We start from the raw sequence: 16690 nt of genomic DNA on the forward strand, positions 1-16690 counted from the left end.
AAAATCACAAAAAAACGACGAAGTGTTTTATTTCTACTTTATAATACTTTCCTTTCTACGATCTACGTAATAAAACCTCTCATTGCTTTCGAACTTATATAACGTTATAGTATAAGCAGTTAAACATTGTAATCCACCAAAAGACATTTAAACGAAAATAAGATAAAATATAAACAGTATGGTAAAAAAGAAGGATGTGGCATAAATGAGTCAAAAAATACTAGTAGTAGACGATGAACAGCCAATTGCAGATATAGTAAAGTTTAATCTTGAAAAAGAAGGTTACGAAGTAGTTGTAGCTTATGATGGCGATGAAGCTATAGAGCTAGCAGGATCAGAAAACCCAGATTTAGTGGTATTAGATATTATGTTACCAAATAAAGATGGGAATGAAGTTTGTCGGGAAATACGAAAGACCCAAACGATGCCAATTATTATGTTGACAGCAAAAGATTCCGAAATTGATAAAGTGCTTGGCTTGGAACTAGGTGCTGATGATTATGTTACCAAACCATTTAGTAATCGTGAACTAATTGCACGAGTTAAAGCAAACTTACGGAGACAGCAGGTAGTACCGGAAGATGCAACAAAAGCATCGAAGGACATTGTCATAGGATCCTTAGTCATCCATCCAGATGCATATGTAGTGTCACGTGATGGCGAACAAATTGAATTAACTCATCGTGAATTTGAGTTATTACATTACCTTGCACGTCATATGGGACAAGTTATGACACGTGAACATTTACTAGAAACAGTATGGGGTTATGATTATTTTGGAGATGTTCGTACCGTTGATGTAACGGTAAGGAGATTACGTGAAAAAATAGAAGAGAATCCGAGTAATCCAATGTGGATTGTAACACGTCGCGGTGTCGGATATTATTTACGAAACCCAGATCAGGAGTAGGTTTATGAAAAAAGTCGGTTTTTTCCGCTCAATCCAGCTTAAATTCATTATTATTTATATTCTTCTCTTGCTGATAGCTATTCAGGTTATCGGCTCCTTTTTTACATCGGAGCTAGAAGACAATTTAATGTCTAGTTTTGAAAGTTCGATATACGATCGGGTTGAATTATTAAGTAGTAATGTTGAGCAGGCATTTGAACGGCAGAGAGATGCAGACGATCCGAATGTACCTACCAAGGAAGAAGAGATTAAAAGCATTGTATCAGGTATTGATCCATCTGATATCACCAGTCTGCAAGTAATAGATAACCAGAGTAGAGTTATCGCTTCCAATGGGTTAAATGCAGATGATGAAGTCAACAGGAAAATAAACGATAAACATATACAGAGTGCACTTATGAATAATTCCCAAAGCAGCGGGCGGCATTTAATAGATAGTGATCGCTACTTTGTACTTGCACAGCCAATTTTGGATGATGATGATGAAAATATTATCTTAGGTGTTATTTATTTGCGCGCATCATTAGAGCCGGTCTATGATCAATTAAATGATATTAATGAAATTTTTCTGCAAGGATCGATTTTAGCGATAACTGTTTCAGCAATCATTGGTATTCTAGTGGCCCGCACTATCACAAAGCCAATTATAGAAATGCGCAGACAAGCGCAAAAAATGGCAACAGGTGACTTTACTCAGAAAGTAAATGTGTATGGAAGAGACGAAATAGGTCATTTATCGGAAACATTTAATGACTTGAATAACCAATTGAAGCATTCCTATGCGACAATTGAAGAAGAACGGAGAAAACTAAGTTCCGTATTATCAAATATGTCAGATGGGGTAATTGCCACAGATAATGGTGGAGCGGTTACGTTAATTAATGATGCTGCAGGCCGTCTAATTGGCTATAATCCAGATGATATTATTGGCGAGTTTTTGCTGGATTTATTACAACTAGAGGAAAAAGTAGTCGATATTGCTGAGCTGCAAGAGAGTGGATCGATGATTATTGATTTTAGTGATGATGAACAGGAATCTATTATTCGCGCCAATTTCTCCACTGTATTTGATGATGAAGATGAGGTCACTGGTTTTATTACGGTGATAAGTGACGTAACTGAGCAGGAGAAGGTGGAAGCAGAGCGTCGAGAATTTGTATCCAATGTCTCACATGAATTACGCACACCATTAACAACCATGAAGAGCTATATTGAAGCATTAAATGATGGGGCTTGGGAGGATAAAGAAATCGCACCGAAATTCTTGGCTGTGGCTCAAAATGAAACCGAGCGAATGATTCGGATGGTGAACGATCTGTTACAACTTTCTAAGATGGATGCCCAAGAGTATCCGTTACAGAAAGAGCGTACAGACTTTATAAGCTATTATCATCATATTATTGATCGTTTTGAAATGCATACACCAAAAGGAATTCACTTGCAGCGCGAATTGCCAAAAGGAAATTATAACGTATGGATGGATAAAGATAAAATGACACAAGTACTCGATAATATCATATCGAATGCGATCAAATACTCCCCTGAAGGTGGAACGATTAAACTAGGTGTAGAACATAAACGGCATCATTTATTAATTAGTATTCAAGATCAAGGTATGGGCATCGCATATGATAAAGTGGACAAGATTTTTGAACGTTTTTATCGAGCAGATAAAGCAAGAACTAGAAAACTGGGTGGTACTGGACTTGGCTTGGCGATTGCGAAAGAGCTCGTAGAAGCTCATCATGGTCAAATCTGGGCGAAAAGCAAAGAAGGTAAAGGGACAACGATCTACTTTACACTTCCGCTGATGAATCAGAAGCGGAGAGGTGCATAATGAAACTAGAGACGTTTAAATCATTTTTATTAGTCGTATTAATCGGCCTTAGTCTATTGCTTACCTTTGGGATATGGAACTATAAAACCGAATATGAGCAATATGATCAACAACAGTTATCGAGGGAAGTGGATGTTGGTGGCAGCGAGGTGACGAAGAATCAGATCATTGAGCCAAAATCAATTATCTTTCATGCAGGTGAACAGCATTTAGGGTATGAGAACCCAAGAGAAAATGGTAATTTCTTTCAGGAAATGCAGTCATGGACATTTACCGATTTAACCTTAACTGATGGGGAAAGTCCAGAGGGTTATGATGTAGAGTTGACTTTACCAGATGCTTTACCAATTCGAATCATTAATGATCCATTGTTTTCTTTTACCAACCAAGTAGAAATCACGGATAACTGGTCGTTTGATAAGATTTATTTAACGCTTAATCCGGATAACTCAACGATCACCATCCAATTCTTATCTGTCGATGAAAGAAATCAAGCAACCGCTCAATTAACTAATTCCATTGTTTATGATCAAATTACGGAATTATTGGCATCACGACAAGGCTTGACGGAATATGTGGAATTTGAAGGCGGAGCCCAGCCGATCTATGTACGAAGTAATACAGATAATGTCACGCGACGTACGATTGCTGTCTCTCATATATCACCAGATGAATTCGTAAGAGAATTATTCCCAGATGAGCAGGTGGTCAACCCTCAAAATACACCAAATTTAAATTTGGGAAAATATTATAATGATGGGACAAGAGAGATTAGTATAAGTCCAAACGAGAGATTAATGAATTTCTATAATCCAAATGCTTCGGATATAGGTATAACCAGCATAGGAGCACTCACATTATTACAGAATAGCATTGATGAGGTTAACAGTCATAAAGGATGGACGGGCCAATTGCTATCAGAGATTAATTCGGCATCTAATGAAATTACATTTCGATTGCATTACGCTGGATTGCCTGTCTATAGCCCAAATGATTATTCGATTATGAAGTTACAATTCCAAGGTCAGGATTTAATACGCTATAACCGTGGTCTGTTGCGATTGGATAATGAAATACAAAATGATAAATCTACATCTTTACCATCAGGAGAAGAAGTTATCTATCATCTCAAAAATGAAACAAATGATATTAATATCGAAAACGTAGAAGATATTCAGCTTGGATATGACTTATATTATCAGGATGATCGTACGGTAATCCTCGAGCCTGAATGGTTTATGGAAATTAATGGAGCATGGCAGCAGATTCAATTTGAAGATGTGCCGAATGCTCAACAGGAGGAGGCGTAAGGTATGCAGTGGAATCAAATTAAGACCTTATTTATCTTATGCTTTATCGTCCTTAATATTTATTTATTTGTTCAATTCCTAGAAAAACAGGATCGAACGAGTTATGAAACGTATGATAGTACGGAAACAACAATTGAAGATCAATTGGAGCAAGAAAACATCAAAATTAGTGCTGACCTAGATGTGCTGCAAAAAGATTCGATCATCAATGTCGCTCCAAAAGAGTTTACAGAGAAAGAGGCAGAACAAATCGAAGGATTAAAAAACCAGGATGCTCAAATTATTGATAATAATCTCATTGTCTCCCATTTCGAGGAACCTGTGCCAATACCGGAGAATGCAAGTGAAGGCAGCATTGCGCAACAGGTTAAAAGCTATACTGCATTTACCGATGAATTTACTTATTGGGGTTGGGATCAACAAAGCAATGTATTAATTTTCTTTCAGACAAAAAACGATCGACCTATTTACTATAATCGCTTTGGTTCCTTACTCGTGTACTTAAACGAAGACAATGAAATGGTCTATTACACACAGGCAACGCTAGGAAAGGACGAGGAGCTTGGTGGTGCCAAAAACCTTTCTAAGCCAATAAGTGCTATTAGTACGTTGTTCAGGGATAATCAGATTGTACAGGGGGATGAGGTTACTTTCATTGAAAACGGCTATTATACCCGTATCGAGTCGGATACAGGGACACAAGTGTTTGCACCGAACTATCGAATTACCGTAAATGATGAGAAAAACTTCTTTGTAAATGCAATGGAGCTTTTCGTATCTACCGATAGTGATACGAAATTTATTTCCGAGACGATTAGCAAAAATTTGAGTTTATATAAGCGGATGAATGATGACGTGGAATGGAAAGATGCGTTTGTTAAGTATGTGGATAATTTAGTAGTAGAAGAAAGTATAAAGACAAAACGGAGTGAAGGGGAATGACGTTACGGTTTAGCGTATTGGCTTCTGGCAGTACGGGGAATGCATTTTATATCGAATCAGAGCAGGAACGATTATTAGTGGATGCAGGGTTAAGCGGGAAGCAAATGGATCGGCTTTTTCAAGAAATTGATATTGATCCTGCATCATTATCTGGAATATTAGTTACCCATGAACATAGTGATCATATTAAAGGGCTGGGAATTGTGGCTCGTAAATATCAATTACCTATTTATGCAAATGAAAAGACATGGAAAGCGATGGAAGGGTCGATTGGTAAGATTACCACGGACCAGAAGTTTCTATTTAATATGCATGAAGTGAAGACATTTAACGATATGGATGTAGAATCTTTCGGTGTCTCTCACGATGCTGCCGAACCAATGTTTTACACGTTTCATCATCATGGGAAAAAAGTGGCGCTTGTGACCGATTTAGGTTATGTATCGGAACGAATTAAAAAAACCGTAGAACAAGCGGATGCTTATGTCTTTGAAGCGAATCATGATGTGAGCATGCTGCGAATGGGAAAATATCCATGGAATGTCAAACGTAGAATTCTAGGGGACTCTGGCCATATTTCAAATGAAGATTCAGGTTTGGCCTTGGCAGATATTATTGGAAATAATACACAACGTATCTACTTAGCCCATTTGTCGCTCGATAATAATATGAAAGATCTTGCCCGCATGTCGGTAGATAGTGTGTTAAAAGAGCATGGTATTTCATTGGATTTAATGGATACAGATCATCAGAGTCCAACAACTCTTTATGAGGTCGGATGATTTTTTGTATATGTTTTTGCGTATGATGGGAATAATACTAAATTGAAATATGTCATATTCGAAAGCTCACAAAGGGGTAGATAAATGGGTTATTATGATGAGCATTATCCACCAAATCCACATCGAAAAAGAAAGAAGAAAAATTGGCTAGTGCCGTTATTGCTTGGAATTATTATCGGTGTCTTACTTGTTTCGGTAGCATTGCCAGCACTTGTTGATTCTGGAATCTTATCAGAAGATCAAAGCAATCAACAAGCCAATGAAGATACAGGGAATAATACGAATGGTCCAACCCAGTCAGTAAATGTAGATGTTTCTACACAAATTACGGATATCGTTGATCAAGTAACACCAGCCGTTGTAGGTGTTATTAACATTCAACGCCAAAATGACTTTTGGCAGCAGGAAGGTAATAATAATCAGGCTGGAGAAGGCTCAGGCGTTATTTACAAACAAGAAGATGGCATAGCCTATGTTGTTACGAATCATCATGTTGTTGAAGGGGCAGATACGATTGAGGTCGTACTCTATGATGAAACACATATAGAGGCAGAATTAGTAGGCAGTGATTTATTTTCCGATCTTGCGGTACTAAGAATGGATAGCGAACATGTGGATCAAGTGATGGAGCTTGGGTCATCAGGCAATGTAAAAGTCGGTGAGCCAGCAATAGCAATTGGTAATCCACTTGGGCTTATGTTTTCAAGTTCTGTAACGCAAGGAGTGATTAGCGGTACGGAAAGAACGATTCCGCAAGATTTTAATCAGGATGGACGTGCCGATTGGCAAGCGGAAGTTATTCAGACAGACGCTGCAATCAATCCAGGAAATAGTGGTGGAGCATTAATTAATATAAGCGGGCAATTAATTGGAATTAACTCGATGAAAATTAATGAAACTGCTGTAGAAGGATTAGGGTTTGCCATCCCGATTGATTCCGCAATGCCGATTATCGAAGAATTGGAATCCACAGGTGAAGTGACAAGACCATACTTAGGTGTGGAAATTTACTCATTAGAAGAAGTTCCGCAATCAGAGTGGAGTAATACACTTCAATTGCCTAATGATATAGAAGGCGGCGTTTATGTATGGAGCGTGGAGCCGCTATCGCCTGCGGATCAAGCGGGATTACAGCGACTCGATGTGATAACAGAACTAGATGGGAAGCAAGTGATGAACATGATCGATCTTCGCAAAATTCTCTATCAAGAAAAAGAGGTTGGAGATGAGGTATCCGTTGTGTATTATCGTGAAGGAGAACGCCACGAAACAACAATAAAATTAGGTACACAGGAATAGAAAAAGCGAGTTATCTTTTAATTGAGGATAACTCGCTTTTTTATCCACAGAAATTAATAGTTATTAACAATCTGTTGATAATTTTTGTGGTAAAAATCAATATATAGAATTTAAATGACAGGTAATAACAAAATATCTACGAACACTTGTGCATATGTGGATAACTTTGTGAATAATTTTGGTTTTCAACAGGATATTATTGATTTATACACGAGTTATCAACAGATCGTTAGGTGGTTTTCCACTCTTTTACTCTATCCCAAATAAGAAGCAGTAAGATAAGCATTACGATATCCAATCTTGCTTCAAATAAAAATGAAAGAAGACCTTGATTTAACAGAATAGGAAGTTTGGTTAAATAAAGTGCTCCAAACATAACCAGAATTAATGGAGGGATAGCAAGTTTTATATACATTCTACCTGCAATTAGAATACCACAAGCAATTTCAAGAATGGCTAGAAGAAATAACGTTGATTCTGGAAATGGAATCCCCAATTGGGAAAATGTCACCTTAAAATCATTAACAACAAGCTTCATCATTCCAGAAATGATGAATACAAAGCCAATGGCATAACACACCCAGGGAAGAAATGGCATGTTTAATTTTACTTTCATGGATAACCTCCTTTTCCACCATTTGCTTATGTATATGCAAGAAATAGGACAACCTTGCTAAGCTTTTTATGAATTCTTAAACAGTCTTCTTGTAAACGTGCAAGGAAAGCCGTATAATTCTTTTAGACTGTGGAAAGGAAGTGCTACCATCGCAATGATACGTCGTTTTTTCTCTTACTACAAACCGCATAAGCGTTTATTTATAATTGATTTTACCTCAGCAGTAATCGTGGCTATTTTAGAGTTGGCTTTTCCTGTAGCTGTTCAACGATTTATTGATCAATTGCTCCCAGGGAATGATTGGGATTTAATTGTGTTAGTAAGTGTTTTATTATTGTTGGTCTATATAATAAGTACCGCCTTACAATATGTAGTGACTTATTTAGGTCATAAATTAGGGATAAATATTGAAACGGATATGCGGCAGGAATTATTTCAACATGTACAACGCCAATCGTTCCGATTCTTTGATAATACAAAAACCGGGCATATCATGAGTCGAATTACCAATGATTTATTTGATATTGGCGAGCTTGCACATCATGGACCCGAAGACTTTTTCATCTCGATTATGACATTTATTGGAGCATTCATTATCATGTTTACCATAAATGTAAAATTAGCATTTATTATCTTACTTGCGGTTCCCGTTCTAATTTTCCTAATTGCCTTTAGTAACATTCAAATGAATAAGGCATGGAAAAAGATGTATGAAGATATTGCTGGAGTGAATGCACGAGTAGAAGATGCTGTATCTGGCGTTCGTGTCGTTCAGTCATTTACGAATGAAGCTCATGAGATGGATCGCTTTACCAAAGATAATTTTAGTTTCCGTAAAGCGAAGGTTGGAGCATACAAAGTAATGGCGATTGTTCATTCCAATATTTATATGCTCATGCGTCTAATTACTTTATTAGTATTGGTAGTAGGAGCATGGCTCACCTATCAGCAGCAACTGCAAATTGGTGAATTGGTGAGTTTTGTCTTATTTGTAAATGTCCTATTTACACCTATTCAGAAAATAACCGCATTGCTTGAATTATATCCAAAAGGGATGGCTGGGTTTAAGCGTTTTGTAGATTTATTAGATGTTGAACCGGATGTACAAAACCGTGAAGATGCTAAACATGTCGATTATCTACATGGAAACATCGCATTCAATCAGGTAACCTTTGCATATGAAAAAACTCAAAAACCAGTGTTAAATGAAATGAATTTTTCAATTCATGCGGGAGAAACGGTTGCTTTTGTAGGTCCATCAGGTGCTGGTAAAACAACTATTTGCTCGTTAATTCCTAGATTTTATGATGTAGCAGCTGGACAAGTTACCATTGATGGTATGGATATTCGTAACATGACGAAGGAGTCGCTACGACAGCAAATTGGGATCGTCCAACAAGATGTGTTTCTTTTTACTGGTACATTACGTGAAAATATTGCATATGGAAAGTTAGATGCCACCGATGAAGAGATTGAATTAGCTGCCCGCCGCGCACATATGGAGGAATTCATTAATGAATTACCAGATGGATATGAAACGCAAGTGGGAGAACGAGGATTGAAGCTATCCGGAGGACAAAAGCAACGAATTGCTATTGCTCGTATGTTCTTAAAGAATCCGCCTATTCTCATTCTTGATGAAGCCACCTCAGCATTGGATACAGAAACCGAAACAATTATTCAAAAAGCATTGACGGAATTGTCGAAAGATCGAACGACATTAGTAATTGCCCATCGTCTTGCAACCATAAAAAACGCGGACCGCATTATGGTAGTAACGAAAGATGGTATTGAGGAAGAAGGAAGTCATGAGGAATTACTGAAACGAGATGGCATCTTTGCACATTTACATCGTGTACAAATGCGTTAAGCATATTCCAAGCTGCTCGAGATTGATCGGGTAGCTTTTTCTATTGCTAGGACCATTCATCTAGACATGCAAGCTTCTTCCTATCTCCTCATTTATTCAATTTATATATTTCACGGGCCATTGATTCTAGAATATAAAGAACAGGTACTTGGGTAGTAATATTCGCATTTTCATGCCACTCCTCTGTTACATAGTAAGGAATATTTATCTCAGATATTTTCGCAATGGTTGAATGTTTATTATTTGTAATACTAATAATTTTGCTTCCCTCTTGTTTCAATTGATGAAGGTGCGTGACTGTGAAACTATTTTCTCCTGAGACGGATAGCGCGATTGTTGCGCAATTGTAAAGGTGATTCGTGTGAACCGGAAAAAGAGGATCTTTGATATACATCGAAAATTTACCTAGGCTAGAGAAATACCTCGCTCCATATTCAGCAAGGATAGCTGAGCTTCCTATCCCAATAAAAATGACATTATCTGCTTTGGCAACAAGGCTCGCTGCATGCTTGATATATGCTTCTATATCCCCTTTTAGCGTGCGCTCAAAAAATTCTATCACTGCATGCTGGGTACGTTGTAAGCTCGTACTTTTAGTGTCTTTCATATGCATTTTTAGCTTTACTTTAAACTCGGAAAAACCATCACAATTTATTTTTCTGCAAAATCGTAAGATCGTAGCGGTTGATACATGGGTTTCATCAGCAAGTTCACGAATCCGCATATAAGCAACCTTATCGATGTTTTGACAAATATAATTGTATAATGAAGTTTCTAACTCATTGAATGAAGCAATCATGTCATGTGTGAACATATAAGAAGGTACTCCTTTTATAAGAAATCATTCATCTTACTACGCTAACTTTATCCTAACACAACGATGTTTCAGATACACTGTGTTACATTTATGAAACATATTCCTTCTTTCGTTATAAAAAACAAGTTGTTCGTGACTTATTTACCTTCTTACAAAATAGATATACAATTCATGCATAAGCCTTTTACGTTTGCTAAAAAGCAATAGTTCTTTAAACGGCAAACAACTCAATTGCCTGTTAAATTATTCGGAGGTGTATCGATTATGACCAAACGTATTAAAATTGTAACGGTTGGTGGGGGTTCTAGTTATACTCCTGAATTAGTAGAAGGATTCATCAAACGATATCACGAATTACCGGTTGGAGAGTTATGGTTAGTAGATATTGAAGCAGGAAAAGAAAAGCTAGAAATTGTTGGCAATCTTGCTAAAAGAATGATTGAAAAAGCTGGTCTTCCAATCGATGTACATTTAACACTTGATCGAAGAGAAGCTTTAAAGGATGCTGATTTTGTTACTACTCAATTTCGAGTAGGATTATTAGATGCTCGTGCAAAAGATGAACGTATTCCATTGAAATATGGCGTTCTTGGTCAGGAAACAAATGGGCCAGGAGGTTTATTTAAAGGCTTACGTACAATCCCCGTTATATTAGATATTTGTAAGGACATGGAGGAATTATGTCCGAATGCCTGGTTAATTAACTTTACAAACCCAGCTGGTATGGTGACAGAAGCCGTACTGCGTTATTCTAACATTAAAAAAGTTGTAGGATTGTGTAATGTCCCAATTGGAATGGAAATGGGTATTGCTAAGTTATTAGATGTTGATCATTCGCGAATTCGTATTGATTTTGCAGGACTAAATCATATGGTTTATGGGATAGATGTTTATGTCGATGGCGAAAGTGTCAAAGATAAGGTGATGGATTTATTAACAGATCCGGATAATAGTAGTTTTGTTAAAAATATTGACGGATTGGGATGGGAGCCAGCGTTTATTAAAGCGCTTAATGTCTTAACTTGTCCATATCATATGTATTATTATAAAACGCAAGACATGATAGAAAAAGATAGGAAAAATGCTGAATTAGAGGGCACGCGTGCGGAAGTAGTTCAACAATTAGAAAATGAATTATTTGAGCTGTATAAAGATCCAAATTTAGCGATAAAGCCACCTCAGTTAGAAAAACGTGGAGGGGCCTATTATTCTGATGCAGCAGTTCGCTTAATTACTTCTATTTATACAGACAAACAAGATATTCAGCCAGTGAATACAAGAAATAACGGGGCTATAGCTAGTATTCCTGATGACTCAGCAGTAGAGGTTAGCTGTATTATTACAAAAGACGGACCTAAACCAATTGCTGTTGGTGATCTGCCTGTAGTTGTTCGTGGCTTAGTTCAACAGATTAAATCGTTTGAAAGGGTTTCCGCCGAAGCTGCTGTAACTGGCGACTATAATAAAGCTGTGCTAGCTTTAGCGATTAATCCACTAACTCCTTCGGATACGATTGCAAAGGAAATCGTAGATGAAATGTTAGCGGCACATCAGGAGCATTTACCGCAGTTCTTCAAAAAAGTAGAAGCATAGAATGCTTTAGAGGATACGTTAAAAGTAATTAGGTAAAGAGATATCCGAACTATTCATCCGAGTATACCAAGTCATATCCGGATGATGAATAGTTCGGATTTTTTGAATAGCAGAGGATAATTACCTAAAAGAACGGTGTTGTCAGTAACCACAGCAAATGAAATAGGGGTGAATTCAGCGAGAACATGATGATCGATTAAGCGGTTGGTTAGCTATGTCTTTGCCCGTGGAAAACAGCCTCTTACGTATGAAGCGAAGAACCTGTAAAGGATCTGTTTAACCAAATTTTTTTTAGGGAAATGGATGGTAGTAATAGAGTACATACATAATGGGTGTTTTATGTTACATTGTATTCTGGTAGAATGAATTTCTTACGTGATTATGCACCATACTTTCGTGTAGGGGGTGAATGCTAAGTATTGCAGGATTCATCTGTCGTACGTTACTAGGATGAATGGTTTGCTGGAAAAAGGGATGATCCCTATCTTAGGGAGATTACGAAGTTGTTTTTTAGGTTACGTATGATTGGAAGCTGGATTTTCATGTATCCGTCTTTCCATTTTCATAGTTTGCATTATTACACGTATATTTTTTTAGAAAAAATACCTATTTTCGGAGTAATAAATCATGATTAAAGGAGTAGACATGTTATGAATTGGCTAGAAAACATTAACTGGGCAGAACTTGCGGTAGATGCAGGTATTATACTTATTCAATTAATTGCAATTCTTATTGCGTTTATGATCGTCCGAGCGATTGGTAAAAAACTAATTCGGTCTTCATTTTCAAAGGTACAAAATAAAAAGCAGATGTCAGCAGGTAGAACGCAAACATTACAAGCTCTCGCTATTAGTGTTTTTTCCTATATACTTATTTTTATTACCTTAGTAATTGTGTTAGGGATCTTCGGCATTAACGCTGCCGGATTAATTGCTGGTGCAGGAATTATTGGGTTAGCAATTGGTTTTGGCGCACAAGGGCTTGTCAGTGATATCGTAACAGGGTTTTTCTTATTATTAGAAAAACAACTAGATGTAGGCGATTATGTGACAACTGCCGGATATGATGGAATTGTAGAGGAAGTTGGGCTTCGTACAACACAGCTTCGCAGTTTTGATGGGACGCTTAATTTTATCCCAAATCGAGAAATTGGCTCATTAAGTAACCATTCTCGCGGAAATATGCGAGCACTTGTTGATATTGGAATTTCCTATAGTGATAATATCGATCATGCGATGACGGTGCTGCAAGAAGTGTGTGATCGAGTGAAAGAAGAAAATGATATGGTTGTCGAAGGTCCAGACGTGGTAGGTGTACAGATGATCGGTGAGTCAGATATCACCCTTCGTGTTATTGCGCAGACACAAAATATGGAGCAATGGGGTGTGGAAAGACAATTACGTAAAGCGATTAAAGAAGCATTTGATGAAAATAATATTGATATACCTTTCCCACATCAAGTATATATTGAAAAGCAAGCTGAATAATCGGCAAATGCTATTGCGTTTAAAAGGTCAATGATATATAGAATTGGCCTTTTTTATGTACAAGTGAAGTCTAAATGTTAACAATCAATGACAATTGCTTTATTTTCAACATGGATGTTTGCTAGACGGAATATAAAGGTAAAGATTAGGAGAACTACCTATATTGAAATAGAAAGGAGCTTCACATATGGAACAGCAGGAAAATGTGCAAGCAAATCCATTACCTAGAATTGGGGAAAAAGCACCTGGCTTTATGGCCAAAACGACACAAGGGGATATTTCTCTTCGCGATTATCAAGGAAAGTGGGTCGTGCTATTTTCTCATCCAGCTGACTTCACCCCTGTATGTACGTCTGAATTTGTGGCTTTTCAGGAGGTATATGATCAATTACAGAAGATGGACACGGAATTAATTGGTTTAAGCATCGATAGTGTAAGTTCCCATATTGCTTGGTTACGTAATATCGAAAAGAATTTTGATACAACCATTGATTTTCCAATTATCGCAGATTTGGATCAAAAGGTTGCTACAGCTTATGGGATGGTAATGCCAGAATCAACTGGAACCGAAACATCAAGAGCTGTCTTTGTAATCGATGATAAGCAGGTGATTCGATCGCTTATCTACTACCCTCTTACTACTGGACGCAATATGAGTGAAATTGTCCGACTGGTGAAAGCTTTAAAAACAACCGATGAGCATGGCGTATCCACTCCGGCAAACTGGCAGCCAGGTGATCAAGTAGTCGTCAAACCTCCGCAGACAAAGGAAGAGGCGAACGAACGAATGAATAATAAGGATTACGAATGTGTCGACTGGTACTATTGTCAAAAAGAGATTGATTAGCATTTTAAGAGTGGGACAAAAGTAATTTTTATAAAATAACGAAGGATAGCCGTGTCCGATACTGATAGGCATGATTCGCGCGGGAACAACACGGGCTCGAAAATCCACGCGGGCAATTAATTTTTCTTACCCAAGTTAGCTGAGGCCGTCCCCGCGAAAAGCATGCCGTATTCCTGATTGCGGTTTAAAGAATTCAGCTTTAAAGTTTCTTATCTTAACCAAGTACCAGGCTCATTCTTCTGAAAAGAATAGACACATGACAGAAGGAGGGACTCCGTGTATTTACAGTATTTTTATGATCGGTCCTTAGCACAAGCATCCTATATGATCGGTTGCCAGATTACAGGAGAAGCTGCAATTATAGATCCGATAAGGAATATTGATATGTATCTAACGGTTGCAAAAGAACAGGGTTTTCGAATTATGGGTGCAATCGAAACACATATTCATGCTGATTTTGTTTCAGGATCTGCTGAATTAGCCAGGCGAACAGGAGCAACGATCTATTATTCAACGGAAGGAGAGCGTAATGGAGGATATAAATGGCCCCCCTTCCTCCCTGTTCAAGGTGTTATCGATGAACAAACGATTCATGTTGGTAATATCCAGCTGAAAGCAGTGCATACGCCTGGTCATACTCCAGAACATATGACATATGAATTAATAGACAAAGGAACAACCGATCAACCAATCGGGTTATTTACTGGAGATTTTATTTTTGTTGGAAATGTAGGACGACCAGATCTCTTAGAAACATCACTCGGTGTGAAAGGTTCTGCCATTCAAGGGGCACGTCAAATGTTTGCTTCTATACAGCGATTTAAGAAGTACGAAGATTACCTACAAATCTGGCCAGGCCATGGGGCAGGAAGTGCTTGCGGAAAAGGTCTAGGTTCCATACCAAATAGCACGGTAGGTTATGAAAAAAGGACAAATCCAGCGCTACGGTATACGAATGAGCAAGCTTTTATGGACTTTTTATTGGATGGACAGCCTGAAGTCCCAGCTTATTTTGCAAAAATGAAAGAAGTCAATATATCCGGTTTAACACCACTAGCTGCTGTTCCATCAACTGTTGAATTCCATCGGCCTGGAGACGAAGTTGCATTGTTAGCTACGGACAAGAATAATCTTATCATCGACACACGAAGCGCGACTTCTTTTGCAATGAGGAGCATTCCTAGAACCATTAACATTCCTTATCCAGATATGTTTGCAGAGTGGATGGGGAGACTGGCGAATTATAAGGATGACATATACCTCATTGCTGATTCCAATGATTTAAAGGATATACAGACAATTGAAAGCAATATCGGAATGGATAATATCGTTGGATTTTTCTCCCCAACAATCGTTGAAACTGCCGGCAATACGAATTCTTATCTAAATCAGGATCCAAAAGATGTAGAAAGGCAAAGACATGCGGGGCAGGTGCAGATTTTGGATGTTCGTTACCAAAAAGAATGGGAAAAAGCTCATATACCAGGAGCGATTCATATCCCCCTCCCTCAATTAAACGAACAAGCACATGAACTATCTTTCGACCAACCAGTAGTAGTTCACTGTGCTTCGGGTAAGCGTTCGGCTATTGCAGCAAGTATATTAGTGAATAAAGGATTTGACGTGATGAATCTGCAAGGTGGTTTTCAGCAATGGCAGACGGATCATTTTCAAACGACCTCATGATAGACAGTGCCGGATAGGACACTGTCTATTGACAATGCAAGTTATCTATTATAAAATGACTGATAGTCAGTCATAAAGGGTAGGAGTTGGGATATGGATAATAAAAAGGAAAAAATCGTTCAATCTGCTATTCATGTTTTTAGTGAAAAAGGTATTGAAAAAACCAAAGTATCAGATATTGTTAAGGGGGCAGGTATTGCTCAGGGAACATTTTATTTATACTTCCCATCGAAATTAGCCGTAATGCCTTCTATTGCGGAAGTAATGGTAGAACGAATCGTAGAAGAGATGCACAAGCAAGTAAATAATGAATGCAGCTTCTTGGATCAGCTTGCCCAGGTGGTTGATGTTGTTTTTGCTATTACAAAGGAATATCGGGAGGTATTTGCCTTAATATTTGCTGGATTGGCGTCTAGTGAGTATTTAAGTCAATGGGAAAAAATATACGAACCGTATTATGCATGGATGCGTGAATTTCTAGAACAACCAAAAGCTATAGCTGTTCTTCGTCCCTCTCTCGATTTGGAGGCAACAGCAAAGCTGTTGATCGGATTAATTGAATCAGCGGCTGAACAATCTTATTTGTATGATCACCAGGATGAGCAAGCAGCTAAAAGCAAGCAGGATGAAGTATTAACATTTGCAACACATGCATTATGTAACCAATGACTTGGAGTTGTCCAAGTTTTATTGT

The 16690-nt window shown here is 37.8% G+C and carries 14 protein-coding genes; 12 read left to right on the forward strand and 2 right to left on the reverse strand.

The genetic code is table 11. The features are described 5' to 3' along the window. Positions 1–205 precede the first annotated feature (205 nt). The 6 genes from yycF (at position 206) to BN990_RS00715 (ending at position 7080) form a co-directional block, all read left to right on the forward strand. The gene (yycF, locus tag BN990_RS00690; protein ID WP_021290247.1) at positions 206–910 is read left to right on the forward strand and encodes a response regulator YycF; all 705 of its coding nucleotides are present in this window, start codon (positions 206–208) and stop codon (positions 908–910) included. Positions 911–914: 4 nt separating this feature from the next. Next, entirely contained in the window at positions 915–2747 is a 1833-nt protein-coding gene (gene walK, locus BN990_RS00695; RefSeq protein WP_021290246.1) for a cell wall metabolism sensor histidine kinase WalK, read from the forward strand. Continuing rightward, positions 2747–4057, forward strand: a complete 1311-nt coding sequence (locus tag BN990_RS00700) for a YycH family regulatory protein (protein ID WP_038241635.1) — start codon at positions 2747–2749, stop codon at positions 4055–4057. Before walK ends, BN990_RS00700 begins: the two co-directional genes overlap by 1 nt. Before the next feature lie 3 nt (positions 4058–4060). Continuing rightward, a complete protein-coding gene (locus BN990_RS00705; RefSeq protein ID WP_021290244.1) occupies positions 4061–4999 on the forward strand; it encodes a two-component system regulatory protein YycI in 939 nt (312 codons plus the stop codon). Continuing rightward, positions 4996–5781 carry an MBL fold metallo-hydrolase gene (locus tag BN990_RS00710; RefSeq protein ID WP_021290243.1) on the forward strand — a complete coding sequence of 262 codons (786 nt, stop codon included), beginning with the start codon at positions 4996–4998 and terminating at the stop codon, positions 5779–5781. The genes BN990_RS00705 and BN990_RS00710 overlap by 4 nt, the downstream gene beginning before the upstream one ends. A gap of 84 nt (positions 5782–5865) precedes the next feature. Beyond that, positions 5866–7080, forward strand: a complete 1215-nt coding sequence (locus tag BN990_RS00715) for a S1C family serine protease (protein WP_021290242.1) — start codon at positions 5866–5868, stop codon at positions 7078–7080. A 229-nt stretch (positions 7081–7309) separates the two neighbouring features. Here BN990_RS00715 and BN990_RS00720 read toward each other — a convergent pair whose 3' ends face one another. After that, complete coding sequence (locus BN990_RS00720) at positions 7310–7696, reverse strand: DoxX family protein (protein ID WP_021290241.1); 387 nt, start codon at positions 7694–7696, stop codon at positions 7310–7312. A 154-nt stretch (positions 7697–7850) separates the two neighbouring features. Here BN990_RS00720 and BN990_RS00725 point away from each other — a divergent pair, with 154 nt between their 5' ends. Continuing rightward, positions 7851–9566 (forward strand): ABC transporter ATP-binding protein, encoded by a 1716-nt coding sequence (locus tag BN990_RS00725; protein ID WP_031335293.1) that lies wholly within the window; start codon positions 7851–7853, stop codon positions 9564–9566. A gap of 88 nt (positions 9567–9654) precedes the next feature. On the opposite strand, the gene BN990_RS00730 is transcribed toward BN990_RS00725, so the two are convergent. Continuing rightward, positions 9655–10380 carry a MurR/RpiR family transcriptional regulator gene (locus BN990_RS00730; protein WP_021290239.1) on the reverse strand — a complete coding sequence of 242 codons (726 nt, stop codon included), beginning with the start codon at positions 10378–10380 and terminating at the stop codon, positions 9655–9657. A gap of 267 nt (positions 10381–10647) precedes the next feature. On the opposite strand from BN990_RS00730, the gene BN990_RS00735 reads away from it, so the two are divergent. The 5 genes from BN990_RS00735 (at position 10648) to BN990_RS00755 (ending at position 16665) form a co-directional block, all read left to right on the forward strand. Then, positions 10648–11976, forward strand: a complete 1329-nt coding sequence (locus BN990_RS00735; RefSeq protein WP_021290238.1) for a 6-phospho-beta-glucosidase — start codon at positions 10648–10650, stop codon at positions 11974–11976. A gap of 650 nt (positions 11977–12626) precedes the next feature. Next, on the forward strand, positions 12627–13463 hold the full coding sequence (locus tag BN990_RS00740) for a mechanosensitive ion channel family protein (RefSeq protein ID WP_021290237.1): 837 nt from the start codon (positions 12627–12629) through the stop codon (positions 13461–13463). A gap of 187 nt (positions 13464–13650) precedes the next feature. After that, complete coding sequence (locus BN990_RS00745; RefSeq protein WP_021290236.1) at positions 13651–14310, forward strand: peroxiredoxin; 660 nt, start codon at positions 13651–13653, stop codon at positions 14308–14310. A gap of 276 nt (positions 14311–14586) precedes the next feature. Next, the gene (locus tag BN990_RS00750) at positions 14587–15996 is read left to right on the forward strand and encodes an MBL fold metallo-hydrolase (RefSeq protein ID WP_038241640.1); all 1410 of its coding nucleotides are present in this window, start codon (positions 14587–14589) and stop codon (positions 15994–15996) included. Positions 15997–16089: 93 nt separating this feature from the next. After that, entirely contained in the window at positions 16090–16665 is a 576-nt protein-coding gene (locus tag BN990_RS00755; RefSeq protein ID WP_038241642.1) for a TetR family transcriptional regulator, read from the forward strand. Positions 16666–16690: the final 25 nt, after the last annotated feature.

Source organism: Virgibacillus salexigens, assembly GCF_000723585.1.
Taxonomy (GTDB): domain Bacteria; phylum Bacillota; class Bacilli; order Bacillales; family Amphibacillaceae; genus Virgibacillus; species Virgibacillus salexigens.